This is a genomic window from Streptomyces malaysiensis subsp. samsunensis (assembly GCF_024519315.1).
Lineage (GTDB): Bacteria > Actinomycetota > Actinomycetes > Streptomycetales > Streptomycetaceae > Streptomyces > Streptomyces malaysiensis.
On the sequence record NZ_JANIIC010000033.1, the window covers coordinates 77626 to 102750 of the forward strand.

Genomic DNA, 25125 nt, shown 5'->3' on the forward strand with positions numbered 1-25125 from the left:
GCGCACCCGGTGGTCGTCGTCCGCCGCGGTGTCGTCCCTGACGGCGGGATCGTCCGGGGCCGCGGTGTCGTCGTCGGCGGCGGTGGCCCCAGCGGCGGTGTCGTCGATGGCGGTGCTGTCCGTGGTGCCGCTCGCGCCGTCCGCCGCGGACCGTACCTCCGGACGCCTCGGCCCCTGCCGGGGCGTCCGGGGCTCCCCGGCACCCTTCCCCGAGGGCCGCGCCTGCCCCGGGGGCTGGGCGTTCCCGGAGTTCCCCGCGGGCTGACCGGCGGAGTTCCCTGCCGACGTCCCCGGGGGCCTCCCCCGGCCCCCGTCCGCCGACCGCTCCCCCTGCTCCCCCTGCTTCGCGGAATTCCCCTGCTCCCCCGGCTTCCCGGGCTTCCCCTGCTTCCCCGTGGGCTTCCCGGCGGCCTTCTCCCCCGCCTCGCGCCTCGCGTGCAGCCGGGAGCGTATGTCCCCGTGCGGCAGGAACTGGGCCCAGCGCTCGGGGAACTCCGACGGCGGGGTGATCTCCGCCGCGCCGTCGTCCGCTGTGCGCTGCTCCCTCGCCCGCAGCCGGGCCGCCTCCTCCCGGGCGCGGGCGGCGCGCTCCGCACGCCCGGCGGCCGTGGCCACCGAGGGCCAGACCCGGTCGATCGCCGCGTTGACCGCCGCCCCGACCAGCACCGCGAAGGCGGACACGCCGATCCACAGCAGCACCGCGACGGGCGCGGCCAGCGAGCCGTAGATCGTCGGCCCCTCGACCGTATGGACCAGGTAGATCCGGAGCAGAAAGCTGCCCAGCACCCATATGGCGAGGGCCACCAGCGCCCCGGGGATGTCCTCCCGCCACGGCGAGCGCACCGGCACGGACACGTGGTAGAGCGTGGTGAGGAAGGCGATGGACAGCACGATCACCACGGGCCAGTACAGCACCCGTACGAGGTCGCCGCTGGACGGCAGCAGGCCCACCACCGCCTCCGGCCCGACCACCATCAGCGGCAGCGCCACCGCCCCGACCAGGAGCGCCACCAGATAGAGCAGGAAGGACAGCAGCCGGGTCCTGACGATCCCGCGCCGCCCCTCCAGCCCGTACATGATCGTGATGGTGTCCACGAACACGTTCACCGCGCGGGAGCCGGACCACAGGGCGATGGCGAAGCCCAGCGAGATCACATCGGGGCGGCCGCCCTTGATGACGTCGTCCAGCAACGGCCGGGCGATCTCCTTGACGCCCCGGTCGGACAGCACGGTCGCGGAGGCGTCGAGGATGTTCTGCCGGATGGTGGCCACCGTGTCCGTGCTGGTCCAGGCGTCGAAGTAGCCGAGCAGCCCGATCAGGCCGAGCAGCAGCGGCGGCAGCGACAGCAGGGTGAAGAAGGCCGCTTCGGCGGCGAGCCCGGTGACCCGGTACTCCATACAGGAATTGACCGTGTCCTTGAGCAGCAGCCAGGCCGTCCTGCGCTTGGACACATTGCGGTACAGGGCGCGAGCTTTGCGGAGCCGGCCGGGCGGCTTCGGTGTTTCATTTGCTGGCTGCACCTTCTCACCGTATCGGGGGTTTTCACCGCCGCTCACCCGGTGACCAGGCCGAATCGCCGCAAAAGGCGTTGGCGGAGGGGATGCCGCGCCGACTCGGCACCACCCTCCGCCCGCCGGGCCCACTGTCCGTGCCGGATACAGCCATGCGCAAAGGTTGCGCCGCGTTGCAGTGGCGTCGCAGCCGTCCGGACGGTCGGTGGGAACGCTGGGGCCGTGGGCCGTGGGCCGTGGGGCCGTGGGGCCGTGGGGCCGTGGGTCAGCAGCCTCCGCAGTTGTAGTAGGTCACGTCCCAGTGGTTGCTCTCACGGGCGTAGACGTTGCCCGAGCCGGACTTGTACTGCTGGGCGCCGTCACCCGGGCGCGGGCCGATGTTGGTGAAGGTGCCCGTGATGTAGTTGCTAAGGCAACTGGTGGGGCTGAAGTCCAGCTTGTAGCCGTTCCAGTGGCTGTACGTACCGGAGGCGTGCCCGGTCTCCGTACCGCCGGTGACGGTGAGCGCGCAGCCGGTGGCCCCCTTCAGGGTGATGGCACCCTGCACGGTGGTCAGGTTGATCTGCTCGAACGACGTACAGGTGGGGGTGTTGCGGTCCGAGCAGCCCCCGCTGGAGGTCCAGGAGACCCCGGCGCCGCGCAGCCGGTTCGCCGCGTCGGAGTGGCTGAGCTTGGTCACCGCGGCGGCGGCGGGGGCGTCGGCGGCCGTGGGGGCGCTGGGGGCGGCCGCCGCGCTCTGGGCGGTGAGAACGCCGGTGGTCGCGAGGACCGCGCCGCCCAGCAGGGCGCCGAGTCTGATCCGGGTGCTGGTCACAGCCATGGTCGTCTTCGTCTCCTTCGTCTGCGGATCGGTGGACCGTCGAGGACGGCGGCAGCACGATCCCAGCCCTCCGTGCCGGGCGGGCGACCCACCGGGGAAATCGGGACAGCGGGATCGGAAACCGCCTTTGAGCTGCGCGGACGGCGGGAGCTGGGACGCCCGGTGGGATACCGGGCGGTGCGCCGGGGTGGTGGTCAGCTCCCCTTACCCCCCTTCGAACCGGCGCGGTAGGCGCGGTCGCAGGCTTGCCAGGCGCTGAAGTCATGGGTGAGCGCCCACAGCCGATGGGCCGCCCGGATGTTCCAGTCCGGGTCCAGCGCCTGCTCGCGGGTGCCGCCGAGTTTGCGCAGCGTGCCGTCGTACAGCTGGAAGACGCCCCAGTTCCGGGTGGCGTTGGAATTGGGCAGGGTATAGAGGGGATCGAGCAATGAGGCGCAGTCCGCGATGCCGACCGCGCGCTCGGGGTCCTCGGTGAAGACCTCGCGGATACGCCGGGTGACCCGCTCGGGCGTCCAGGTGCCGAGCGGCTTCCCCGCGTTCTCGTACAGCGCCCGTTTGGTGCGCTCGTCCACCGATCCGTTCGGCGTCAGCCCGCTGCGGAGCTGGAAGACCACGACACGCATCTGGGTGACGGGTCCGAAGGCCCCGTCGATGTCGAGCTTGCCGCCCGCGCGGGCGAGCAGCGACTGGAGCTCATGCACACACGCGTCCGACTGCCCCATGCTCACCACGACCGGGCAACGGGAGGAGAGCAGCAGCCGATCGTCCGAGGAGCCGCCCGAGCCGCCCGAGGACGTGAACACCTTCCCCAACAGCGCGGCCGCCACCCCGGCCGCGGCGACCACGGCCAGCGCGAGCACGGCGATCAGCGGCCGACGGTGCGGCGGTGGCACGGCAGCCCCGGGCCCCTGGGCGGGCGCCGGGCACAAGGGCCCCGGCTCCGCCGCCGCACCGGGCACCGCCTCCGCCTCCGCATCGGGCCCCGCCTCCGCCTCCACATCGGGCCCCGCCTCCGCCTCCACATCGGGCCCCGTCCCCACCCCCGTCTCGCCATCCGGCTCACCCTCCGTCTCATCCCCTGAGACGTCCGGAGTGGCAGGCGAGCCGGGCCCACCGGACCCGGTGGCCGACACCGCGGCCGGGGCCCGCGAGACGGCCCGCTTCCGCTCCGCGTCCGCCAGCACCCACCGCCGGTGCAGCTCCAGCAGCTCCTCGCTGCCGGCCCCGCACACCTTGCCGAACCGCCCGATCACCTCGTAGTCGCCGGGCACGCTCGTCCCCGAGCAGTAGCGGTGCAGTGCCGAGCCGCTCACCCCGCTGCGGGCGGCCAGCGCCGCGTAGCTGCGGTTCGTCCGCCCCTTGAGCTCGCGCAACAGCTCGGCGAGCTCCTCCACATCCCGGTTCCCGCCCCCATCCCCGTTCCCGGACACCCCGACCCCCGCCCTCCCCGCTTGAGCGATACCCGTCAAGGCGAGTCAACGGCGTCCATGGTTATCTGTCCACCGTGACCATCACCGTGACCACCTGGCACCTGGAGCAGACCGCTCCGTCGGATCTGAGCCCGGCGGAGGAGCCGCCCGCCGCGGCGGAGGTGCGGATCGTCCGGGCCGAGGTGCCGAGCCCCGAGTTCAGCCACTTCCTCTATACGGCGGTGGGCTCGGACGTGGCATGGACCGACCGGCTGGTGTGGTCGCGGGAGGCGTGGGAGGGGTATCTGCACCGGCCCGGTGTGGAGACATGGGTGGCGTACGAGCGCGGCACCCCGGCCGGGTATATCGAGCTGGAGGGCCAGGACGGGGGCGTGGTGGAGATCGCGTACTTCGGGCTGGTGCCCGCCTTCCGGGGCCGTCGTATCGGCGGGCACCTGCTGACCTGGGGGACCGCCCGCGCCTGGGACATGGCCGACCGCTGGCCGGACCGTACGCCGACCAAGCGGGTGTGGGTGCACACATGCAGCAAGGACGGGCCGTACGCGCTGGGCAACTACCGCCGCCGGGGCTTTCGGGTCTTTGACGTCAAGACGTCGGACGAGGGGTGACCAACACCACAACGTCTTGTGATGCGAGACAGATCAGTCCGCATAGTGGATAAAGGTGGACTCGCCAGAGACCCCCATGCGACGCTTCCGTCATGTCTCGAGCTGGAATCGCCTTGGTGAGTCGACGCCACGTCGACCTCGGCCGCATGTCCAGCGCGATCTGTCCGGCGGGCTGACCCGCACCTCGACAGGGCCCTGACGGCCCCGGGCAGCACCACCAACACATCTTCCGTCGCCCCCGACGACGTGGGCGAGCACGCATGCCTTGACACTCCCCGCCGCATTTCGCACCGGTCACCGCCGCACAACTCTGCCCACCTGCCCATGCGCAGGTCAGACGGTGTGCGCAAGCTACCAACCGCCGCACCAGAGCCGCTCAGAAGGACATACACCGCCATGGCTGCCACCCCGGAACGCGCAAGCGCAACGCCCCGCCGCAAGGCCGGACGCCACCGCGGCGAAGGCCAGTGGGCCGCGGGGCACTTCACCCCTCTCAACGGCAATGAGCAGACCAAGAAGGACGATGACGGTCTCAATGTGCGGACACGCATTGAGACGATCTACGCCCATCGCGGCTTCGACTCCATCGACGGCGCCGATCTGCGCGGCCGGATGCGCTGGTGGGGTCTGTACACCCAGCGCAAGCCCGGGATCGACGGCGGCAAGACCGCGATCCTGGAGCCGGAGGAGCTGGACGACGAATACTTCATGATGCGGGTCCGGGTCGACGGCGGCCGGCTGACCACCGAGCAACTGCGGGTCGTCGGCGAGGTCTCGGAGGAGTTCGCACGCGGCACCGCGGACATCACCGACCGGCAGAACATCCAGTACCACTGGATCCAGGTCGAGGACGTACCGGAGATCTGGCGTCGGCTGGAGGCCGTCGGGCTGTCCACCACCGAGGCGTGCGGTGACACCCCGCGCGTGATCATCGGCTCGCCGGTGGCCGGGATCGCCGAGGACGAGATCATCGACGGCACCTCCGCCATCGACGAGATCCACCGCCGCTACATCGGCAGCAAGGAGTTCTCCAACCTGCCGCGCAAGTTCAAGACCGCGGTCTCCGGATCCCCGGTGCTCGATGTCGTCCACGAGATCAACGACATCGCGTTCGTCGGCGTCCGCCACCCCGAGCACGGCCCCGGTTTCGACCTGTGGGTCGGCGGCGGGCTGTCCACCAACCCCAAGATCGGCGTCCGGCTCGGCGCCTGGGTCCCGCTGGAGGAGGTCCCGGACGTCTGGGCCGGGGTCGCCTCCATCTTCCGCGACTACGGCTACCGGCGGCTGCGCACCCGCGCCCGGCTGAAGTTCCTGGTCGCCGACTGGGGCCCGGCGAAGTTCCGCCAGGTGCTGGAGGACGAGTACCTTCGGCGCCCGCTGATCGACGGCCCGGCGCCCGAGCAGCCGGTCCAGCGGTGGCGGGACCATGTGGGTGTCCACCGCCAGCAGGACGGCCGCTACTACGTGGGCTTCGCACCGCGTGTCGGCCGGGTGGACGGCACGACCCTCACCAAGATCGCCAATCTGGCGGAGGCGCATGGCTCAGGACGGCTGACCACCACCGTCGAGCAGAAGATGATCGTGCTCGATGTGACCGAGGACCAGGTGGAGTCGCTGGTCGCGGGGCTGGAGGCGCTGGACCTCCAGGTCAAGCCGTCCCCGTTCCGGCGCGGCACGATGGCCTGCACCGGTATCGAGTTCTGCAAGCTGGCGATCGTCGAGACCAAGGGGCGCGGCTCCTCGCTCATCGACGAACTGGAGCGCCGGCTGCCCGAGTTCGACGAGCCGATCACCATCAACCTCAACGGCTGCCCGAACGCCTGCGCCCGTATCCAGGTCGCGGACATCGGTCTCAAGGGCCAGCTGGTCATGGACGACAACGGCCGGCAGGTCGAGGGCTACCAGGTGCACCTGGGCGGCGCCCTGGGCCTCGAGCCCGGTTTCGGCCGCAAGGTGCGCGGGCTGAAGGTCACCGCCGCCGAGCTCCCCGACTATGTGGAGCGGCTGCTGAGCCGCTTCCAGGAGGAGCGCGAGGACGGCGAGCGCTTCGCCACCTGGGCGGCGCGGGCCGAGGAAGAGGCACTCACATGAGTGAGCGCTTCGGGAGCCGGCGGGAGGCACTCACATGAGCGTGTCCCGGCGCGCTGCGCGGGCTGGACTGAGGAGCCGCGCAGCGACGAAGGAGCGAGCAGTGACGAGGGAAGCCCGCGCGTCGGAGCGCGTCGGGGCTGAGCGGGAGGCACGGTGAGTGAGCGTGCGGCGCCGTTCTACTGCCCCTACTGCGGCGATGAGGATCTGCGGCCTTCGGAGGAGGGCCATGGCGCGTGGGAATGCGCGTCCTGCAATCGCGCGTTCCGCCTGTCGTTCCTCGGGCTGCTGGCCAAGGGCCTGCGGCACGACTCGGTCGATGAAGGGGGCACGGCGATATGACGACACGGCTTGAGGACACCGATCTCGAAGGGCTCGCCGAAAAGGCGGGCCATGAACTCGAGGACGCCCCGGCGCTGGAGATCCTGCGCTGGGCGGCGGACACGTTCGGATCGCGCTTCTGCGTCACCTCCTCGATGGAGGACGTGGTGGTGGCGCACCTGGCCTCCCGCGCCTTCCCCGGTGTCGATGTGGTCTTCCTCGACACCGGCTACCACTTCCCGGAGACCATCGGCACCCGTGACGCGGTGGCCGCCGTGATGGACGTCAATGTCATCACCCTGACCCCGCGCCAGACGGTCGCCGAGCAGGACGCCGAGTACGGCCCCGAGCTGCATGACCGCGACCCCGATCTGTGCTGCGCCCTGCGCAAGGTGCGGCCGCTCGAGGAGGGGTTGCGGGAGTATGACGCCTGGGCCACCGGACTGCGTCGGGACGAATCGCCAACTCGCGCCGATACCCCGGTCGTTGGCTGGGACGCCCGGCGCCGTAAGGTGAAGATCTCCCCGATCGCCCGCTGGACCCAGGCGGATGTCGAAGCCTATGTCGCCGAGCACGGCGTGCTGACCAACCCCCTGCTGATGGACGGCTATCCGTCGATAGGCTGCGCGCCCTGCACCCGTCGGGTACTGGAAGGCGAGGACATACGGTCCGGCCGCTGGGCGGGGAGCAACAAGACCGAATGCGGGCTGCACGGCTGATGGCTGTCGACCAGGAGAACGAGATGAGCGCCCCCACGACCACCGGTGCCACGGTGTGGCTGACCGGGCTGCCGAGCGCGGGAAAGACCACGATCGCCTATGCGCTGGCCGAGCGGCTGCGCGGCGAGGGCCGGCGGGTGGAGGTGCTCGACGGGGACGAGATCCGCGAGTTCCTCTCCGCGGGTCTTGGTTTCTCCCGCGAGGACCGGCACACCAACGTCCAGCGGATCGGCTTCGTGGCCGAGTTGCTGGCCTCCCACGGGGTCACGGTGCTGGTGCCGGTCATCGCCCCGTACGAGGACAGCCGCGAGGCGGTGCGCAAGCGCCACCAGCGGGAGGGCACCCCATATCTGGAGGTGCATGTCGCCACCCCCGTCGACGTGTGCTCGGAGCGGGACGTCAAGGGGCTGTACGCGAAGCAGGCCGCGGGCGAGATTTCGGGTCTGACCGGTGTTGACGACCCCTACGAGGCCCCTGCCGACCCGGATCTGCGCATCGAAACCCACAGGAACAGCGTGCAGGAGTCGGCCGCCGAGGTGCGGTTGCTGTTGAGTGAAAGGGGACTGCTGTGAGTCACGTACGCGCGGCCGCCGCATCGCGGGCCATGGCGCTCCCCGCACCCGGGGGCCGAGTGCCCGGCGGTGCCCACGGCGAAGCCGCCGACAGGACGGGAAGCTACTACCGCAGCCGAGCGAACGAAAGGGGCGCGGCATGACAACCGTGACGGCGATCAACGCGGGCGAGGGCGCGGGCCTGTACGCGCTCGCGCACCTGGACGCGTTGGAGTCCGAGGCGGTGCACATCTTCCGCGAGGTGGCGGGTGAGTTCGAGCGACCGGTGATCCTGTTCTCCGGCGGCAAGGACTCCATCGTCATGCTGCATCTCGCGCTCAAGGCGTTCGCCCCGGCGCCGGTCCCGTTCTCACTGCTGCACGTGGACACGGGCCATAACTTCCCCGAGGTCCTCACCTACCGGGACAACACCGTCGCCCACCATGGGCTGCGGCTGCATGTGGCCTCGGTGCAGGAGTTCATCGACGACGGCCGGCTGCGCGAGCGCCCGGACGGCACCCGCAATCCGCTCCAGACCGTGCCGCTGCTGGACGCCATCGACAAGAACCGCTTCGACGCGGTCTTCGGCGGTGGCCGCCGGGACGAGGAGAAGGCCCGCGCCAAGGAGCGGGTGTTCTCCCTGCGGGACGAGTTCGGCGGCTGGGATCCGCGGCGGCAGCGCCCCGAGCTGTGGCAGCTCTACAACGGCCGCCACTCCCCCGGTGAGCACGTCCGGGTCTTCCCGCTCTCCAACTGGACCGAGCTGGACGTATGGCAGTACATCGCCCGGGAGAAGATCGACCTGCCGGAGATCTACTACGCGCATGAGCGCGAGGTCTTCCGCCGCGGTGGTATGTGGCTGGCGCCCGGTGAGTGGGGCGGTCCGAAGGACGACGAGACCGTGGAGCGGCGCATGGTGCGCTACCGCACGGTGGGCGACATGTCCTGCACCGGCGCCGTCGAGTCCGACGCGGTGACCATCGAGCAGGTCATCGATGAGATAGCCGCCTCGCGGCTGACCGAGCGGGGGGCGACCCGCGCCGACGACAAGCTGTCGGAGGCCGCGATGGAGGACCGCAAGCGCGAGGGGTACTTCTAACCATGACGAGCAATCTGACGTCCGGGGAGCAGGCCGCGGCGGCCGCCGTGGAGCGGTCCGCGGCCACCTCGCAGCTGCGGTTCGCCACCGCGGGCTCGGTGGACGACGGTAAGTCCACCCTGGTCGGGCGGCTGCTGCACGACTCCAAGTCGGTGCTGGCCGACCAGTTGGAGGCCGTGGCGCACGCCTCGCGCAGCCGTGGCCAGGAGGCCCCGGACCTGGCGCTGCTGACGGACGGGCTGCGCGCGGAGCGGGAGCAGGGCATCACCATCGATGTCGCCTACCGCTACTTCGCCACGCCCAAGCGGCGGTTCATCCTCGCCGACACCCCCGGCCATGTGCAGTACACCCGCAACATGGTCACCGGCGCCTCCACCGCCGAGCTCGCGGTCGTCCTGGTGGACGCGCGCAACGGCGTGGTGGAGCAGACCCGGCGGCATGCCGCGGTCGCGGCCCTGCTGCGGGTTCCGCATGTGGTCCTCGCCGTCAACAAGATGGACCTGGTGGACTACGCGGAGCCGGTCTTCGCGGCCATCGCCGAGGAGTTCACCACTTACGCCGCGTCGCTGGGCGTCCCCGAGATCACGGCCATCCCGATCTCGGCGCTCGCCGGGGACAATGTGGTGACCCCGTCGGCGAACATGGACTGGTACGGCGGCCCGACCGTGCTGGAGCACCTGGAGACCGTGCCGGTGGGCACCGATCCGTCCCAGGACCCGGCGCGTTTCCCGGTGCAGTACGTGATCCGCCCGCAGACCGCCGAGCACCCCGACTACCGCGGCTACGCGGGCCAGATCGCCTCCGGTGTGCTGCGCACGGGCGATGCCGTGACCGTGCTGCCGTCCGGCCGGACGTCCACCATCACCGGGATCGACGCGCTGGGCACGATGGTGGACGTGGCGTGGGCCCCGCAGTCGGTGACCGTCACCCTCGCCGACGATCTGGACATCTCGCGCGGGGATCTGCTCGCACCGAGCGACCACACCCCGGAGACCACCCAGGACGTCGAGGCCACCGTCTGCCATCTGCACGACCGTCCGCTGCGCGTCGGCGACCGGGTGCTGCTCAAGCACACCACCCGCACGGTGAAGGCGATCATCAAGGACATCCCGTCCCGGCTGACGCTGGCCGATCTGTCGCACCACCCGGCGCCGGGTGAGCTGGCCGCCAATGACATCGGCCGGGTCGTGCTCCGTACCTCGGAGCCGCTGGCGCTTGACGCGTACGACGCCTCGCGCCGCACCGGCTCCTTCCTGCTGATCGACCCGGCCGACGGCACCACGCTCACCGCCGGGATGGCGGGGGACTCCTTCGCGGCGTCGGCCGAGGGTGCCGAGGGCGCGCGGGACGACGAGGGATGGGACTTCTGACCATGGCCGGTGAGGTGTTCTCGACGTTCGCCAAGGAGGGCGGCCGCATTGGCAGCGGCGCGCTCGGCAGCGGTCAGGGCGGGGTCGGGCGATGTGCGGGCTGACACCGCTGTCCGCTCCTGTCCACCACCGCCGAAAACCGTCTGATCTGCCGGGCGTCCTCTGACGCCGCCCCGGCCCGTCGAGAGGAACACCCGTGTCATCTGCCTTCCGCCGCACCGCCCAGCGCCCTCACCGCCGTACCCGGATCCTGGCGGCGGCCGCCGTCCTCCCCCTGCTGATGGGCGCGCTGGGCGCCTGCGGCTACGGCTCGGACAAGAAGTCCGACGACAAGGGGTCCTCGGCCGTTCCCGCGGCCGGCGGCGACAAGATCGACGGCCTGGACAAGGTGAAGGTCGGCTACTTCGCCAATCTCACCCATGCCACCGCACTGGTGGGGCTGCGCAAGGGCGGCCAGATCCAGCAGGAGCTGCACGGCACGAAGGTGTCGCCGTTCGTCTTCAACGCCGGGCCTTCGGAGATCGAGGCGCTCAACGCGGGCTCCATCGACATCGGCTGGATCGGCCCGTCACCGGCCATCAACGGCTATGTGAAGTCGCACGGCTCCAGCCTGAGAATCATCTCCGGGTCGGTCTCCGGCGGCGTCAAGCTGGTGGTCAACCCCAAGAAGATCAAGACGCTGAACGATGTCAAGGGCAAGAAGATCGCCACCCCGCAACTGGGCAACACCCAGGACGTGGCCTTCCTCAACTGGGCCGCGAGCAAGGGCTGGAAGGTCGACGCGCAGAGCGGCAAGGGCGATGTGTCGGTGGTCCGCACCGACAACAAGGTCACCCCGGACGCGTACAAGTCCGGTGCCATCGACGGCGCGTGGGTGCCGGAGCCGACGGCGTCCAAGCTGGTCGCCGAGGGCGCCAAGGTGCTGCTCGACGAGTCCTCGCTGTGGCCGGACAAGAAGTTCGTGATCACGAACGTGATCGTCCGGCAGCAGTTCCTGAAGGAGCATCCGAAGGTCGTCGAGGCCGTGCTGCGCGGCTCGGTGAAGACCAACGCCTTCATCAACGCCAACCCCGAGCAGGCGAAGGAAGCGGCCAACGCCACGCTCAAGGAGGAGACCGGCAAGCCGCTGCCCGCCGAGGTGATCGACCCGGCGTGGAAGTCCATCCAGGCCACCGACGACCCGCTGGCCTCGACGCTGAACGCCGAGGCGGACCACGCGGTCCGGGCGGGGCTCCTGGAGAAGCCCGATCTCAAGGGGATCTACGACCTGGCCCCGCTGAACAAGGTCCTCGAGGCCGAGGGCAAGCCGACCGTCTCCGACGCGGGTCTCGGCGTCAAGTAGCCGCCCGTCCGTCCCCGTACGCACGGTACGCGAGTACGCATGTACGCATCCATCAGGAGGTGACCGGATGTCCCCGGCACTGACCACCGAGAAGGACGACCGGGCGAGCGCCGCGGCGGCGGGCTCCCCCGGCCCCGCCGATGCCACCGGATCCGTCTCGATCGCCCATGTGCACAAGTCCTTCGGCCGTCCCGGGGCGGCCCAGCCCGTTCTTGAGGACATCAACCTCCGGGTGCGGCCCGGGGAGTTCGTCTGCATTCTGGGGGCGTCCGGCTGTGGCAAGTCGACCCTGCTCAATCTGATCGCCGACCTGGACAAGCCGACCACGGGGGCCATCGAGGTCCCCGGTGGCCGGCCGGCCCTGATGTTCCAGGAGCACGCCCTGTTCCCGTGGCTGACCGCGGGGAAGAACATCGAGCTGGCCCTGCGGCTGCGCGGGGTGCCGCGCGCCGAGCGCAGGCCGCATGCCGAGCGGCTGCTGGAGCTGGTGCGGCTCGGCGGCTCCTACGGCAAGCGGGTGCACGAGCTCTCCGGCGGTATGCGGCAGCGCGTGGCGCTGGCCCGCGCGCTGGCGCAGGACTCCAGCGTGCTGCTGATGGACGAGCCGTTCGCCGCGCTCGACGCCATCACCCGCGATGTGCTGCACGAGGAGCTGACCCGGATCTGGAGCGAGACCGGTGTCTCGGTGCTGTTCGTGACCCACAACGTCCGCGAGGCGGTCCGGCTGGCCGAGCGTGTGGTGCTGCTGTCCTCCCGGCCGGGGCGGGTCGTCCGCGAATGGACGGTGGACATTCCGCAGCCGCGCCGTATCGAGGACGCGGACGTCGCCGACCTGTCCGTTGAGATCACCGAAGAACTGCGTGGGGAGATCCGCCGCCATGGCCAGCAGTGAGACCACCCGCGGCACCGCGGTCGAGGAAGCCGACGGCGGCGACGGCGGGGAGCGGCCCATCGAGAAGTCCACGGCGAAGCCGCGTCCGGGGAACGCCCAGGACCTGGCGGGTCTTGAGGCCGGTCTGGACGCCCTGGACGCGGTGCAGACCAAGCGTGTCTCACCGGTCGAGGTGCTGGTCCAGAAGGTGCTGCCGCCCATCGTGGCCGTGGCCGTCGTGCTGGCCGTGTGGAAGGTGCTCGTCCTCGCGAAGGTCACCGCCGACTACAAGCTGCCCGACCCGGGCCGGGTCTGGGACGCGCTGCACCAGCTGTGGCTCGAGGGCGAGCTGTTCGACATCGTCTGGACCAGCGTCTCGCGCGGTCTGTTCGGCTTCGTCATCGCGCTGGCGATCGCGACCCCGCTGGGTCTGGTGGTCGCCCGGGTGAAGTTCATCCGCGCCGGTATCGGCCCGATCCTGTCCGGGCTCCAGTCGCTGCCCTCGGTCGCCTGGGTGCCGCCCGCGGTGATCTGGCTGGGCCTGAACGACCAGATGATGTACACCGTCATCCTGCTGGGCGCGGTCCCCTCCATCGCCAACGGGCTGGTGGCCGGCATCGACCAGGTGCCCCCGCTCTTCCTGCGGGCCGGACGCACCCTCGGTGCCCGCGGCCTGGTCAGCGCCCGGCATATCCTGCTGCCCGCCGCGCTGCCGGGTTACGTCGCCGGGCTCAAGCAGGGCTGGGCCTTCTCCTGGCGCTCGCTGATGGCCGCCGAGATCATCGCCAAGTCCCCGGACCTGGGCCTGGGGCTCGGCCAGTACCTGGAGAACCAGCGCAACAACTCCGATATGGCGGGGGTGCTCCTCGGCATCCTCATGATCCTCGTCGTCGGCATCGCCATCGAGCTGCTGATCTTCGCCCCGATCGAGCGCCGGGTGCTGCGCAGCCGCGGCCTGCTGGCGAGCGCGCGCTGAACGGAGCACCGACCGGAACGCTGAACGGAAGCCGCTGAGCAGCAAGCCACACAGCGGAAGCCCGCCGAGCGGAAAACCACCGACCGGAAAGCCACCGACCGGAAAGCCACGGAACGGAAAGCCACCATGTCTGCCCCGACCCTGCTGATCATCGCCCACGGCAGCCGCGACCCCCGCCATGCGGCGACCGTCGACGCGCTGCGCGCGCGGGTGCGGTCGATGCGGTCGGAACTGCGGGTGGAGGCGGCGTTCCTGGAGTTCAACGCACCGCGCGTACCGCAGGTACTGGCCCGCCTCGCCGCGGCGGACGCGACCGAGGTGATCGCCCTCCCGCTCCTGCTCACCCGCGCCTTCCACGCGAAGACCGACATCCCGGCGGTCCTGCGCGAGGCCACGGCCCGCCACCCCCGGCTGTCCGTCCGCCAGGCCGCGGTCCTGGGCCCGTCCCCGCTGCTCTTGGACGCCCTGGAACGCCGCCTGCACGAGGCGGGGCTGCGCCCCGCCGACCGTTCCTCGACCGGGGTCGTCCTGGCCTCGGCGGGCTCCACCGACCCGGAGGCGATCGCGGTGATCGCTGAAATCGCGCGGGAGTGGCGGCACACCGGATGGTGCGCCGTGCGACCCGCGTTCGCCTCCGCCTCTCTTCCCCGCACCGAGGACGCCGTCCGCGCCCTGCGCGCGGACGGCGTCCCCCGCGTGGCCGTGGCCCCCTACGTCATCGCTCCCGGCCGCCTGCCCGACCGCATCGCCCACGGCGCCGAAGCGGCGGGCGCCGACCTGCTGTCCCCCGTCCTGGGCCCCGCCCCCGAACTGGCCCGTCTCCTCCTCCACCGCTACGACGAGGCGCGCGGGGCGGGCCGGGTGCTGCTCAGCGCCTAGGACGGGGCGGTCTTCCAGGACCTGCAGTCCGGCTCGTGCCGCGCGGTCTGCCGCGGAAAGAACACGGGCTCGGCCACCGGCTGCCCGTACAACGCGCGCAAGGCGGCAAGGGCGGCCTCGTCTCCGACCACCACGGCCGCCGAGGGCCGGTCCGCGATGCGCCGTAACTCTTGCAGAACATCCGCGAGGGGCTGACGTCGCAGTCTCAGCATGCGCTTCTGCGCACCCGCCTTGTCGTCCACCGCCAGAAGATCGGCGCAGTTCGCCAGAGTGTCGAGACACTGGCCTACCGCATCCAGCCTGCCCTTGCGTAATGGACCCCGGTTGAGCTGAAAGACATCGATGGTCGCGCAGCCACGCGGGGTCAGACAGTGGTACTCACCGCTGGTGAGGGACAGCCGGAGATGATGTACCGGTTCGTCCGCCGTGGGGTCGATGAGCAGTGGCTCCCCGTCCTCGCCTCTCGGGAAGGTGCCCCCCTTGGCGTGCGAGTTGCAAAAGGAGCACCCGAGGAGGTGGTTGTACCAGTCGAACACCCGGCGAGGGGCATGGTTCAGCGGCTCGAAGTGGTCGACGGCTGTGCCAAGACTCTCCGAGCAGTACATACAACGCTCAATCCCGCTGGCCATCGCGCGGAGGGCCATGGCTACGCGCTCGCGGGTGCCGCTGGCCGCCTTCCAAGCCTTTCGGGCGACAGCTTCTGTGAGGTCGGCGTCAGGTAGGCGATCGTGCGCTCGTGCAAGCAGTTTCACCGTCTGACCGTCGAGCGGTGGCCGTTCTAACCGAATCATTCCTCACGCCCCAGATGGGCGGCCACTTCGCTTACCCGCGCAGACAGAGAACTGTTTAGCTGCGCGCTTAGCCGACGGTATTCGACCACCTCCGCCTCGCTCGCCTGGCCGTCCAGCACCCTGAACTCCATGGCCGCCAGCCGTCGCCGAAGCTCGTCCGCACGATGAGAGTATGGCGAATCGACCCCGAAGAGGTCGGACAGGACCGCGTCGTCCCCGCTGCCGTACACGACCCGCTGGTACAGCTCTTCGTCAACCACCTCGGGTGGACGTTCTTCCGTGGGCGCGGCCAGCCTGATCAATCCGCCAGGGTCGGCGGACTGACAGATGTACGGGCTGTGGGTGGTGACGATGAACTGGATTTCCGGGAAGTGCTGCTTCATCCACGGGCCGATCAGCTTCTGCCAGCTGACGTGTAGATGAGAATCGACTTCGTCTATGAGCACGACACCGGGCATCGGGATGACAGGACGTCCGTCACGGTTCTCGACTCGCAACTCGCCATACGCACCATACAAGTGCCGGACGATATCCACGACCAGAGCCGTGACCGAGCGGTAACCATCGCTCAGCCCACGCAAGGCGAGCACTCCACGCGGGGTCGTCACCCAGAGACCATCGGAGTCGACGTCGGTCACCTCGTGGTAATCGGGGAGCAGCCCATCGCCGAGCAGGAGTTTTACAGCCTCTACGAGCTCTCGTGCGCCGGTACGCCCTTCGAGACTACGCAGATGTTGTTCGATGAGCCAAGTGACGCCTTCCGTCAGGCAGACGCTCTCATCGAAGAGTGTTGCCAGCCGCTCAGCACGCTCGGAACCCACATTCCGCGCAGAGTTTCCGCCGCCGAGGCGGCGATAAGGGCCATAACCGAGGCACAGCCACCCCTGCGGATCCTGCTGCCAAGGGCCCGACTCAGCCCTGCGTTGAAGATCGGCCGCTTTCTTCATCACCGGATGCCGCAGGCTGACATGATTCTTACCACGATTCTTCATCCGGTCCCAGACCAGCCGGACACTTCCTGTCTCTGGAAACCAACCGTCGGCGGAGCTGTCGGAGCTGGCCCAACGGGCATCCACGTGTTCGGGACCGACCACCGTCGCCTCGACGACCGCCTTGCGCGCTTCCTGAGTCACCCACTCGTCTGCCTTCTTGAGCAGCGCATGGGTGACAGCCGGACCTTGCACTACCAACGCGAGGGCTTGCAGCACCGTCGACTTGCCCGAGCCGTTCCGCCCGGCCAGCACGGTCCAGCCCGCGTAACTGCCATCCTCACGCCGAGGGAATCGCAATCGGGCCGCCCGGTGACCGTGAAACCCCCGAACCCCGGACAGCTCCACGTCCGCCACGTACATGCTTGCCTCCTGCTAACGGGCCGGAGCGGGTAACTCTCCGCAGCCTATCGATTGGGGCAATCGGCAATAGGCCATGACCGGGGCGCTAAGCAGCCTCGGCATGGTCGAAAGTGGCCCCTCCCGACCGGCTGAGCCACACCAGCCTTGCCGTCACGCCGTCCTCACCAGCGCCGCGCGTGAACCATCGAAGGGCGCGCTCCGGCGGGTTGAGGACCATCTGGCCGGTGCCGTCGGCCGTGATCACGTGGACGGGACCCTCACCGAAGGCGATTCCCCACGCCGCGACACACCCGTCTTTCAGGCCAGGCCGCACCTCGCACTCCTGGACAACGGCGAAGATCCTGGGCGCGACGGCGAGGACGAGGTCGCAGAGTTCCTTGTCGAAGAGTTCTGGGGAGTTCGGTGTCTCCATCTGGGCCTCCACGGGCGCAGTAGGCTTCGGCTGCCGCTCACCGCTGCGTGATGAGCGCGTCACGTAAAGTACGCCACAAAGTTGTGGCAGACATTGGGGGCCGACAGAGCTACACAACGAACGCCTGTCGGATTGTCGAGAAGTCGGAGGCGCCGGGCATGGCGGTGAGAAGTCAACCCACGGCACGTCAAGTGCGGTTGGGAATCGAACTGCGCAAGATGCGTGAAGCGGCGGGCTTGACCGCCCGAGAAGCAGCCGAGCGGGTCGGCACGACCTCCGCCCAGATGAGCCACGTGGAGGCGGGACGGACCGGCGTCAGCGAGGAACGGCTGCGCGGAATGGCAACGTATTACGCGTGCCTCGACGACGCGCTGATCGACGAGTTGGTCGCTATGGCCGCGGAACGCGACAAGGGGTGGTGGGAGGAGCACCGGGGGACCCTCGCACACGCAGCCCTGGATCTCGCCGAACTGGAGCATCGATCTCGCCGTTTGCGCACCTTCCAGGGTGTCTACATCCCTGGACTTCTCCAAGTGGAGAACTACACGCGTGCGCTCATGGCCTACGGGGTTCCCCAGCCGTCAACACGCCAATTGGACGCGCTGGTCGCGTTCCGTATGCGACGGCGAGAGGTGCTCGAGGGGGAATCGCCTCCCGCGTATGAAGCAGTCGTTCATGAAGCCGCTCTGCGGACACTTGTCGCCGATCGGGAGGTCGCACGACAACAACTCGCCTTCGTGCTTGAGCAAGGCGAGCGCTCCGGGATCACCGTACGGGTTGTCCCGTTCGACGCGGAAGGATTCGGCGGCGTCGGGACGCCCGTGCTCTACGCATACGGCCCGGTGCCGAGGCTGGACACCGTACACATCGATGTGCCGCACGGCCCTATCCTGCTGGATGCGGAGTCGCAGCTGGCACGGTATCGCGTATTTCTCGACAAGGCCCTGGCGTTCTCCTTGTCGGCTGAAAGATCTCAGGAATTCATCCACACCATCATGCGGCAATTGTGAAGGGCAGGATCATGGAAAAGCCGATGACATGGCGGAAGTCGTCGTTCTCCGGGCCGGGCGAGACCAACGACTGCGTTGAACTCGCCACGGCAGGCGGTGAAATACGGCTCCGGGAAAGCGACGCCCCCGCCGACATCCTCACCACCACGCCGGGCCGACTCGGAACATTCATACGCGCCGTCAAGGCGGGGACGCTCGACCGACTCGGGCGGTAGTCACGAGGGGCGGGGCGGCCCTCGGCATTCCCCCGCCCGTTCACCGTACGTTCCGCGTCTCGCCCCACCTCCGTGTCGGTGCCGTCCCCGGGCGCCGCTGGACTTCCGGGCATGCGCAACGAAGAGAGCAGTGTCCGCCGGGGTCCGGGTGTCCGTATGGGGGCCGTGCTGGGGGCCGCCGTCGTGTTGGCGGTCGTGCATCCCCCGGCGCAGGCGGCGCCGGATGCCGGGTCCTGGACGACGGAGACGGTGGCCCCAGGGGTACAGGTGCGGGCCGGGGTTCTTCGGGACGCGGACGCGAAGCCGAGCTGGACGGTCACGGTGCAGGGGCCGGGTTCCGCGCCGCTGGGCGACCGGGCCTGGGCGGACGACACGGCGGGGCGGCTGCGCGGCGCGGGGTTCGAGCCGCGGGTCGAGCGGGTGGTGTGGGCCGCCTACGCGGACACACCGCACGGCACCATGGGGTGGCGGGTGCGGCTGGGCTCGTACGGCACCTCCGGTGAGGCGCAGGGCGCGCGCGAGAAGGTGGCCGCGGCCGGGTTCACGGCGGTGGCGGAGTGGACCGGCTACGACGCGCAGCAGCCCGCCGACCGGGAGAGCGTCCATGTGGCGGTGATCGATCCGGCCCGCTTCACCGGCACCGTGGCGGCCACGCATGACACCAGCGTGGCGGACCGTGAGACGACCTCCTCGGTCGCCGCGAAGCGCCACTCCCTGCTCGCCGTCAACGGTGGTTTCTTCATCACCTCCGACGCCGACGGCGTCCAGGGCACGATGGCCGGAATCGGCGCGTACGACGGGGAGTTGGAGTCGATGGCCGCCGGTTCGCGGGCCGCGCTGATCCTGGCGGACGGCGGTCGGCACGCCCGTATCGCCGATCTGACCAGTACGGTCACCGCGCGGGCGGGATCATCCACGTATGCGGTCCAGGGCATCAACCGGGTGCCCGGCAAGGTGCGCAACTGCGGCCGTCCCGGGGCCACTCCGACCGAGTCGCCCCGGCAGGACGTGACCTGCGCCGAGACCGACGACCTGGTGAAGTTCACGCCGAGGTTCCGCGCCGCGCTGCCCACCGGCCCCGGGACCCAGGTCGTACTCGACGCCGACGGCCGGGTGGTCTCCACCGGGGCGCGCGGCGGTACGGTCCCGGCCGGGGGCTCCGTGCTCCAGGGCATCGGCGCCGCGTCCGACTGGCTGACGACCCATGCCCGGCAGGGCGAGCGGATCGCGCTGAAGGAGGTCGTCCGGGACACCGCCGGCCGTCGCGTCCGGCTCGACTCCGACGACAGCATCGTCAGCGCCGCCCCGACCCTGGTGAAGGACGGCCGCCTCGCCATCGACGCCGCCGCCGAGGGCACCCTCGACCCGAAGAACCTCTCCTTCGGCTACGCCTGGTCGAACGTGCGGCAGCCCCGCACGATGGCCGGGCTCGACGCGAAGGGGCGGCTGATCCTGGCCACGGTGGACGGCCGTCAGCCCGGTGTGAGCGAGGGCTTCACCCTGGAGGAGGCCGCCCGTTTCATGCGCTCCCTGGGCGCCGTCCAGGCCCTCAACCTGGACGGCGGCGGCTCCACCGCCATGGCCGTGAACGGCCGTCTCGCCAACGTCACCTCAGACGCGACGGGCGAACGCGCGGTGGGCGACACGGTGCAGGTACTGCCGTAGCGGGACCGGGGCGTCGCCGAGCACCGGCCGCCGCCGGTCGGTGCTCGGCTCACTCCTGTGGGTGATGCTCATGCTTTCGCCCGCGAGCCCACGGTCCAGGCTGAAAGTCTCGGGGATTGACCGTGCCGGACGGCACGCTGAGCCGAGAAGAACCGGGAGTCACAGCCATGAGCGTCACCGGGACGCGAATCGACGATCACGTGGGACCCTGGACGGTCGAGGACGTCCTGGCGCTTCCGGCACACCCAGCGCGGGCTCGTTACGAGCTTGTGGATGGTGTTCTCTGCATATCCCCCGCCCCCGGCTTGGCCCACCAAATCGTGTCTTCCGCGCTACGCGGCCAGATCAACGCCGGATCAACTCGCTCCGGCGTGCGCTTTCTCACCGCAGGGGCGGTGATGGTGGCAAACGATTCAAGGCTGTTCATCCCCGACATTGCCGTTGTCGACCGCGCTGTCGTCTCGCGCCACACGCTGGCTGCGCCGCTCGAGACCATGCTGCTGCTGGGGGAGATCGTCTCCCCGTTGAGCCGGGCCGCCGACCGGATCCTCAAACCGGCGCTCTACGCTCAAGCGAAGGTGCCCGCCTATTGGCGGGTCGAGATGGAACCGGATCTGTGCGTGGTGGTGCACGAGTTGGACGGAGGCACCTACCGCGAGGCTGCCACCATCACGGGCAGGGCGTCCGTCGACGTGGCCGGAGAGTTCACCGTTGACCTGGATCTCGACGTCGCGCGCCGCGAGTTGGAGGGCTGACGCCGGGGCCCAGCCCTCCGGGTTGAAGACGAAGGGGGCTCCCGCCGTCCAGAGGCGCAGCCGGGTGGTCTCGCCACCCGGCTGCGCCCCTGGGAACCGTTCACCTCAGCCGTATGAGACTTACTCGACGACCTTCAGCAGCTTGTTCGGCGTGCCCTCGCCCGGGTTGGAGATCTTGTCGGCGGTCGCGCCGTCCGTCAGCGCCTTCGACACGTCGGCCGGCTTGGCGTCCTGGTGGCCGCTCAGGTAGACGGCGGCGGCGCCCACGACGTGCGGGGTGGCCATCGACGTACCGGAGATGGTGTTGGTCGCGTCGTCGCCGGTGTTCCAGTCGGAGGTGATGTCCGAGCCGGGGGCGTAGATGTCAACGACCGAGCCGTAGTTGGAGAAGTCGGACTGCTCGTCCTGGTCGGTGCTGGAGGCGACCGTGATCGCGTCCTCCACCCGTGCGGGAGAGCTGCCGCTGGCGTCGGCGGACTCGTTGCCCGCCGCCACGCCGAAGGTGACACCGGAGTCGATGGCCTTCTGCACGGCCGCGTCGAGGGCCTCGTCGGGGGTGCCGCCGAGGCTCATGTTGGCGACGGACGGGCCCTCGTGGTTCTCGGTGACCCAGTCGATGCCCGCGACGACCTGCTCGGTGGTGCCCGAGCCCTGGTCGTCCAGGACCCGCACCGCGACGATCTTGGCCTTCTTGGCGACGCCGTGCTCGGCACCGGCGATGGTGCCGGCCACGTGGGTGCCGTGGCCGTTGCCGTCGTCCGCGTCGTCGTCGTTGTCGACGGCGTCGAAGCCGGACGTGGCGCGGTCCTCGAAGTCCTTGTGGCTGGTGCGGACACCGGTGTCGATGACGTAGGCGGTGACGCCCTCACCCGCGCTGTCGGGGTAGTTGTACGCCTTGTCGCCCTCGGTGTCTTCCTGGTCGATCCGGTCCAGGCCCCACGACGGCGGGTTCTCCTGGGTGCCCTTGATGGTGTACCGGTGGTTCTGGACCACCTTGGCGACCGACGGGTCGGCGGCGAGCCGCTTGGCCTCGGTGTCGGTCAGACCACTGGCCGAGAAGCCGTTGATGGCGGAGTCGTAGGTGCGGCGCAGCTTCCCGCCGTACTGCTCGGCGAGGTCCTTGCCCTCCGAGGCGGCCTTGACGCTCTTGCCGCCCTTGAGCATGACGATGTAGCTGCCGTCGACGGCGTTCTCCGCCTGGGTGCCGTAGACGGTGCCCTCGGCGGGGGCGGTGGTGGCGGCCCCGGCCGGAACGGCCACGAAGACACCGGCGGTGACGGCGGTCGCGGCGGCCACGGCCAAGCCGAGTCGACGCGCGTTGCGTTGCTTGTGAACTGCCATGACGAGGGTTCCTCCTCGTGCGGTTGTGGGGGGTAATCCGCACCCGGATCGCGTCCGATCCCTCAAGTGCGAAAGATCCGGAGTGTGTTGGGGCCACTCCGGTTCTGACCAAACCCTGACTGATGAGTACGGGTCAATTCAAGATCCCCACAGATGTGTGACATAGGCAACGTTCTCCGCGCGGAGACCAAGGTCAAAGCCCTTTGCTTGTAAGGGGCCTCGATCGGGGGTGGTAGGGCTGTCCCCCCTTCCGGGGTTGGAGGGAACCACCGGAGGGTTCACCGGTCAGCAGGATGGGTCGGTCCGCCGCCACCGCCTAGCGTCGTCGGCGAGTGGCGGGGACGGTCCGCCACCAGGGCATAAGGGGATGTCGTGGCGGACACAGGCCGCTTGGAGAGGCCGCGCGGGATAGCCGCGCGAGCGGGCAGTTGGAGTGCCCGGCACCGGTGGGCGGCGGTCGGGGGCTGGGTGCTGCTGGTCATCCTCGCCCTGGCCGTCGGCTCGATGACGGGCCGGGTGGATGTGTCGGACAGCGAGCAGGTTCCGGGCGAGTCCGGGCGCGTCTCGATGATTCTCGACAAGGCGGGCATTGACGAAGCGGCCGGAGAAACCGTACTGATCCAGGCGAAGGGCGGCGGGCTCACCGCGAACGACCCGGCCTTCCGCGAGGCGGTCGACGCGGTGATCGCCGGAGTGCGCGACACCGGCAAGGTGACCACTCCCCACTCCCCGTACGAGACGAAGACCATCTCCGCCGACCGGCGCTCCGCGCTGGTGCAGTTCGAGATGCGCGGCGACCCGGAGAAGGCGTCGGAGCACATCCAGCCGGTCCTGGACGCGGTGGACAAGGCGCAGGACCGCCACCAGGACCTGCGGATCGAGGAGTTCGGCGACGCCAGCGGCCAGAAGGCGTTCGACGACGCGTTCGGCGACGACTTCACCCAGGCCGAGTTCTCCGCGCTGCCGGTGGCCCTGGGCATTCTGCTGATCGTCTTCGGTGCGCTGGTGGCCGCGCTGCTGCCGGTGCTGCTCGCGATGACCGCGTTCCTGGCCACCACCGGTCTGGTGGCGGTGGTCAGCCACTGGGTGCATATGAGCGACACCGCCAACTCCGTGATGCTGCTGGTGGGGCTGGCCGTCGGCGTCGACTACTGCCTGTTCTACCTGCGCCGGGAGCGTGAGGAGCGGGCCGCCGGACGGGACGCGCAGACCGCGCTGCGGGTCGCGGCGGCCACCTCCGGCCGCGCCATCCTGGTCTCGGGTGTCACGGTGATCGTGGCGATGGCGGGCATGCTCTTCACCGGCATCGCGGAGTTCAAGGCGATGGGGCTCGCCACCTTGATGGTGGTGGCGGTGGCGATGGTCGGCTCGGTGACGGTGCTGCCCGCGCTGCTCTCGCTGCTCGGTGAGCGGGTGGAGAAGGGCCGGCTGCCGTTCCCGACCCGCGCCAAGCGGCGCAGCGGCACCGAGAGCAGGATCTGGCGCGCCGTCCTCCGTCCGGTGCTGCGCCGCCCCAAGCTGTCGCTGGCCCTCGCCGGTGGCGCGCTGATCGCGCTGGCCGTCCCCGCCGTGGGGATGAACACCGCGAACCTCACGCTGGACCAGGAGTTCGGCGACCGGCTGCCGGTCGTGAACGCGTACAACCACATCGACGAGGCGTTCCCGGGCGGATCCGACCCGGCCAGGGTCGTGGTGAAGGCGGACGACATCGACTCGCCGCCGGTGCGCGACGCCATCGCCCGCTTCCGCACCGAGGCCGTGGCGAAGGGCGCCTCCAAGGGCCCGGTCGAGGTGACCGTCCACCGCGAGCAGGACCTGGCCGTGGTGGAGGTCCCGCTGATCGGCGGCTCGGACGAGGGCAAGGCCGAGAAGAGCCTGGACGTGCTGCGGAACGAGGTGCGCCCGGCGACACTCGGTGCGGTGGACGGGGTGGACGCCCCCATCGGCGGTTCGACCGCCTCCTCCAAGGACTTCAACGACAAGCTCGGCTCGGCCGTCGCCCCGGTCTTCGCCTTCGTGGTGGTCTTCGCCTTCCTGCTGATGCTGATGTCCTTCCGGTCCCTCACCATCGCCGTGACCTCCATCGTGCTCAACCTGCTGTCGGTGGGCGCCGCGTACGGCATCCTCACCGCGGTCTTCCAGCACGGCTGGGGCGCGGGGCTGGTCGGCGCGGAGGGCGTGGGCGCGATCGTGTCCTGGCTGCCGCTGTTCCTCTTCGTGATCCTGTTCGGACTGAGCATGGACTACCACGTCTTCGTGGTCTCCCGGATCCGCGAGGCGCGCCTGGCCGGCCGCACCACCAAGGACGCGGTGGTGCACGGCGTGGTGACCACGGCGGGCGTGGTCACCAGCGCCGCCGTCATCATGGTCGCGGTGTTCTCCATCTTCGGAACGCTGTCGATGCAGTCCATGAAGCAGATGGGCGTGGGCCTCGCGGCCGCGGTCCTCATCGACGCCACCGTCATCCGCGGAGTGCTCCTCCCGGCCGCGATGTCGCTGCTGGACGAGCGCAACTGGTACCTGCCGAAGTGGCTGCGGTGGCTCCCGGACCTCGCCCATGACGAGCCCGCCCCGGCCCAGCGGCCCACCACTCCGGTGGGCGCCGCCCCGAGGCCGGACGCGGACGAACAGCGCCGGCACGCCGGCGTCTGACCGCGCCACGCGCCCGTACGGCTCCATACGGCTCCGTGCGCCCCTGTACGCCCCAGTACGACCGACGACCGGTCACATGGCCTTCGGGCCGGGTGACCGGTTCGGCGTGTTCGGGGTGAGTGTTCGGCGTGGGGGCGTGGGTCGCGCGTCGAAAAGGCGTTGCGGGATGTCCGGGGCGATCCGTACGGTGCGGGGGATACGGCGGAGATCCGCATACGCGTCATTTCGCGTACGCGCGCACGGGAGGAGTGCACCGATGGGCGGAAGTCCCGGCATCGGCGTGTTCACCCGCATCACCCGCGGCTGTGCCGGGGTGGCGTGTGCGTGCGCCTCTTCTCCTTCGCCT

The 25125-nt window shown here is 70.0% G+C and carries 23 protein-coding genes and 1 pseudogene; 17 read left to right on the forward strand and 7 right to left on the reverse strand.

Annotated elements, in window-relative coordinates; all coding sequences use genetic code 11:
• Positions 1-438: 438 nt before the first annotated feature.
• The 3 genes and pseudogenes from NQU54_RS26355 to NQU54_RS49400 form a co-directional block, all read right to left on the reverse strand.
• A pseudogene (locus NQU54_RS26355) lies at positions 439-1521 on the reverse strand (YihY/virulence factor BrkB family protein); the annotation flags it as partial.
• Between the two features lie 256 nt (positions 1522-1777).
• Positions 1778-2332 (reverse strand): hypothetical protein, encoded by a 555-nt coding sequence (locus tag NQU54_RS26360; RefSeq protein WP_257633284.1) that lies wholly within the window; start codon positions 2330-2332, stop codon positions 1778-1780.
• Positions 2333-2526: 194 nt separating this feature from the next.
• Positions 2527-3726: a helix-turn-helix domain-containing protein gene (locus tag NQU54_RS49400; protein WP_308408504.1), complete on the reverse strand. Its 1200-nt coding sequence runs from the start codon at positions 3724-3726 to the stop codon at positions 2527-2529.
• Between the two features lie 110 nt (positions 3727-3836).
• Between NQU54_RS49400 and NQU54_RS26380 the strand changes: the two genes are divergently transcribed.
• From NQU54_RS26380 to NQU54_RS26430, 12 genes are all read left to right on the forward strand, one after another.
• The gene (locus tag NQU54_RS26380; protein ID WP_257633285.1) at positions 3837-4370 is read left to right on the forward strand and encodes a GNAT family N-acetyltransferase; all 534 of its coding nucleotides are present in this window, start codon (positions 3837-3839) and stop codon (positions 4368-4370) included.
• Positions 4371-4462: 92 nt separating this feature from the next.
• Positions 4463-4546 (forward strand): putative leader peptide, encoded by an 84-nt coding sequence (locus NQU54_RS50210; RefSeq protein ID WP_309471194.1) that lies wholly within the window; start codon positions 4463-4465, stop codon positions 4544-4546.
• A 220-nt stretch (positions 4547-4766) separates the two neighbouring features.
• Positions 4767-6461, forward strand: a complete 1695-nt coding sequence (locus tag NQU54_RS26385; RefSeq protein ID WP_257633286.1) for a nitrite/sulfite reductase — start codon at positions 4767-4769, stop codon at positions 6459-6461.
• A gap of 153 nt (positions 6462-6614) precedes the next feature.
• A complete protein-coding gene (locus tag NQU54_RS26390) occupies positions 6615-6800 on the forward strand; it encodes a hypothetical protein (protein ID WP_069867124.1) in 186 nt (61 codons plus the stop codon).
• Positions 6797-7498, forward strand: a complete 702-nt coding sequence (locus NQU54_RS26395) for a phosphoadenylyl-sulfate reductase (RefSeq protein WP_257633287.1) — start codon at positions 6797-6799, stop codon at positions 7496-7498. Before NQU54_RS26390 ends, NQU54_RS26395 begins: the two co-directional genes overlap by 4 nt.
• The gene (gene cysC, locus NQU54_RS26400) at positions 7480-8070 is read left to right on the forward strand and encodes an adenylyl-sulfate kinase (RefSeq protein WP_257633288.1); all 591 of its coding nucleotides are present in this window, start codon (positions 7480-7482) and stop codon (positions 8068-8070) included. The genes NQU54_RS26395 and cysC overlap by 19 nt, the downstream gene beginning before the upstream one ends.
• A 139-nt stretch (positions 8071-8209) precedes the next feature.
• Entirely contained in the window at positions 8210-9148 is a 939-nt protein-coding gene (gene cysD, locus NQU54_RS26405) for a sulfate adenylyltransferase subunit CysD (protein WP_257633289.1), read from the forward strand.
• Positions 9149-9150: 2 nt separating this feature from the next.
• Entirely contained in the window at positions 9151-10518 is a 1368-nt protein-coding gene (locus NQU54_RS26410; RefSeq protein ID WP_147968350.1) for a sulfate adenylyltransferase subunit 1, read from the forward strand.
• Between the two features lie 280 nt (positions 10519-10798).
• Positions 10799-11860, forward strand: coding sequence for an aliphatic sulfonate ABC transporter substrate-binding protein (locus tag NQU54_RS26415; protein WP_257633313.1), 1062 nt, complete (start codon positions 10799-10801; stop codon positions 11858-11860).
• A 67-nt stretch (positions 11861-11927) separates the two neighbouring features.
• On the forward strand, positions 11928-12752 hold the full coding sequence (locus NQU54_RS26420; protein ID WP_176742827.1) for an ABC transporter ATP-binding protein: 825 nt from the start codon (positions 11928-11930) through the stop codon (positions 12750-12752).
• A complete protein-coding gene (locus NQU54_RS26425; RefSeq protein WP_257633290.1) occupies positions 12739-13707 on the forward strand; it encodes an ABC transporter permease in 969 nt (322 codons plus the stop codon). Before NQU54_RS26420 ends, NQU54_RS26425 begins: the two co-directional genes overlap by 14 nt.
• 126 nt (positions 13708-13833) lie before the next feature.
• Complete coding sequence (locus NQU54_RS26430; RefSeq protein WP_257633291.1) at positions 13834-14586, forward strand: sirohydrochlorin chelatase; 753 nt, start codon at positions 13834-13836, stop codon at positions 14584-14586.
• Here NQU54_RS26430 and NQU54_RS26435 read toward each other — a convergent pair.
• The 3 genes from NQU54_RS26435 to NQU54_RS26445 form a co-directional block, all read right to left on the reverse strand.
• A complete protein-coding gene (locus tag NQU54_RS26435; protein WP_257633292.1) occupies positions 14583-15191 on the reverse strand; it encodes an HNH endonuclease family protein in 609 nt (202 codons plus the stop codon). The two genes, NQU54_RS26430 and NQU54_RS26435, sit on opposite strands and share 4 nt — an antisense overlap.
• Before the next feature lie 182 nt (positions 15192-15373).
• A complete protein-coding gene (locus NQU54_RS26440) occupies positions 15374-16729 on the reverse strand; it encodes an AAA family ATPase (protein WP_257633293.1) in 1356 nt (451 codons plus the stop codon).
• 85 nt (positions 16730-16814) lie between these two features.
• Entirely contained in the window at positions 16815-17153 is a 339-nt protein-coding gene (locus NQU54_RS26445) for a hypothetical protein (RefSeq protein ID WP_257633294.1), read from the reverse strand.
• A gap of 38 nt (positions 17154-17191) precedes the next feature.
• Here NQU54_RS26445 and NQU54_RS26450 point away from each other — a divergent pair, with 38 nt between their 5' ends.
• The 4 genes from NQU54_RS26450 (at position 17192) to NQU54_RS26465 (ending at position 20786) form a co-directional block, all read left to right on the forward strand.
• Positions 17192-18151 carry a helix-turn-helix domain-containing protein gene (locus NQU54_RS26450; protein WP_306279081.1) on the forward strand — a complete coding sequence of 320 codons (960 nt, stop codon included), beginning with the start codon at positions 17192-17194 and terminating at the stop codon, positions 18149-18151.
• Between the two features lie 23 nt (positions 18152-18174).
• Entirely contained in the window at positions 18175-18366 is a 192-nt protein-coding gene (locus tag NQU54_RS26455; protein ID WP_257633295.1) for a DUF397 domain-containing protein, read from the forward strand.
• 111 nt (positions 18367-18477) lie between these two features.
• Positions 18478-20031 carry a phosphodiester glycosidase family protein gene (locus NQU54_RS26460; protein WP_257633296.1) on the forward strand — a complete coding sequence of 518 codons (1554 nt, stop codon included), beginning with the start codon at positions 18478-18480 and terminating at the stop codon, positions 20029-20031.
• 167 nt (positions 20032-20198) lie between these two features.
• Complete coding sequence (locus NQU54_RS26465; protein ID WP_257633297.1) at positions 20199-20786, forward strand: Uma2 family endonuclease; 588 nt, start codon at positions 20199-20201, stop codon at positions 20784-20786.
• A 120-nt stretch (positions 20787-20906) separates the two neighbouring features.
• Here NQU54_RS26465 and NQU54_RS26470 read toward each other — a convergent pair whose 3' ends face one another.
• On the reverse strand, positions 20907-22127 hold the full coding sequence (locus NQU54_RS26470; protein WP_257633298.1) for a S8 family peptidase: 1221 nt from the start codon (positions 22125-22127) through the stop codon (positions 20907-20909).
• A gap of 372 nt (positions 22128-22499) precedes the next feature.
• On the opposite strand from NQU54_RS26470, the gene NQU54_RS26475 reads away from it, so the two are divergent.
• Positions 22500-24779: an MMPL family transporter gene (locus NQU54_RS26475; protein ID WP_257633299.1), complete on the forward strand. Its 2280-nt coding sequence runs from the start codon at positions 22500-22502 to the stop codon at positions 24777-24779.
• Positions 24780-25125: the final 346 nt, after the last annotated feature.

What these genes read in the sequence shown, in the direction of transcription:
- NQU54_RS26425 (WP_257633290.1), top strand. Translation starts at nt 12,739, where the DNA reads ATGGCCAGCAGTGAGACCACCCGCGGCACCGCGGTCGAGGAAGCCGAC.
- NQU54_RS26465 (WP_257633297.1), top strand. Translation starts at nt 20,199, where the DNA reads ATGAGCGTCACCGGGACGCGAATCGACGATCACGTGGGACCCTGGACG.
- NQU54_RS26415 (WP_257633313.1), top strand. Translation starts at nt 10,799, where the DNA reads ATGGGCGCGCTGGGCGCCTGCGGCTACGGCTCGGACAAGAAGTCCGAC.
- NQU54_RS26395 (WP_257633287.1), top strand. Translation starts at nt 6,797, where the DNA reads ATGACGACACGGCTTGAGGACACCGATCTCGAAGGGCTCGCCGAAAAG.
- NQU54_RS26460 (WP_257633296.1), top strand. Translation starts at nt 18,478, where the DNA reads ATGCGCAACGAAGAGAGCAGTGTCCGCCGGGGTCCGGGTGTCCGTATG.
- NQU54_RS26430 (WP_257633291.1), top strand. Translation starts at nt 13,834, where the DNA reads ATGTCTGCCCCGACCCTGCTGATCATCGCCCACGGCAGCCGCGACCCC.
- NQU54_RS26455 (WP_257633295.1), top strand. Translation starts at nt 18,175, where the DNA reads ATGACATGGCGGAAGTCGTCGTTCTCCGGGCCGGGCGAGACCAACGAC.
- NQU54_RS26410 (WP_147968350.1), top strand. Translation starts at nt 9,151, where the DNA reads ATGACGAGCAATCTGACGTCCGGGGAGCAGGCCGCGGCGGCCGCCGTG.
- NQU54_RS26440 (WP_257633293.1), bottom strand. Translation starts at nt 16,729, where the DNA reads ATGTACGTGGCGGACGTGGAGCTGTCCGGGGTTCGGGGGTTTCACGGT.
- NQU54_RS26420 (WP_176742827.1), top strand. Translation starts at nt 11,928, where the DNA reads ATGTCCCCGGCACTGACCACCGAGAAGGACGACCGGGCGAGCGCCGCG.
- NQU54_RS26450 (WP_306279081.1), top strand. Translation starts at nt 17,192, where the DNA reads ATGAGCGCGTCACGTAAAGTACGCCACAAAGTTGTGGCAGACATTGGG.
- NQU54_RS26385 (WP_257633286.1), top strand. Translation starts at nt 4,767, where the DNA reads ATGGCTGCCACCCCGGAACGCGCAAGCGCAACGCCCCGCCGCAAGGCC.
- NQU54_RS26360 (WP_257633284.1), bottom strand. Translation starts at nt 2,332, where the DNA reads ATGGCTGTGACCAGCACCCGGATCAGACTCGGCGCCCTGCTGGGCGGC.
- cysD (WP_257633289.1), top strand. Translation starts at nt 8,210, where the DNA reads ATGACAACCGTGACGGCGATCAACGCGGGCGAGGGCGCGGGCCTGTAC.
- NQU54_RS26470 (WP_257633298.1), bottom strand. Translation starts at nt 22,127, where the DNA reads ATGGCAGTTCACAAGCAACGCAACGCGCGTCGACTCGGCTTGGCCGTG.
- NQU54_RS50210 (WP_309471194.1), top strand. Translation starts at nt 4,463, where the DNA reads ATGTCTCGAGCTGGAATCGCCTTGGTGAGTCGACGCCACGTCGACCTC.
- cysC (WP_257633288.1), top strand. Translation starts at nt 7,480, where the DNA reads ATGCGGGCTGCACGGCTGATGGCTGTCGACCAGGAGAACGAGATGAGC.
- NQU54_RS26435 (WP_257633292.1), bottom strand. Translation starts at nt 15,191, where the DNA reads ATGTACTGCTCGGAGAGTCTTGGCACAGCCGTCGACCACTTCGAGCCG.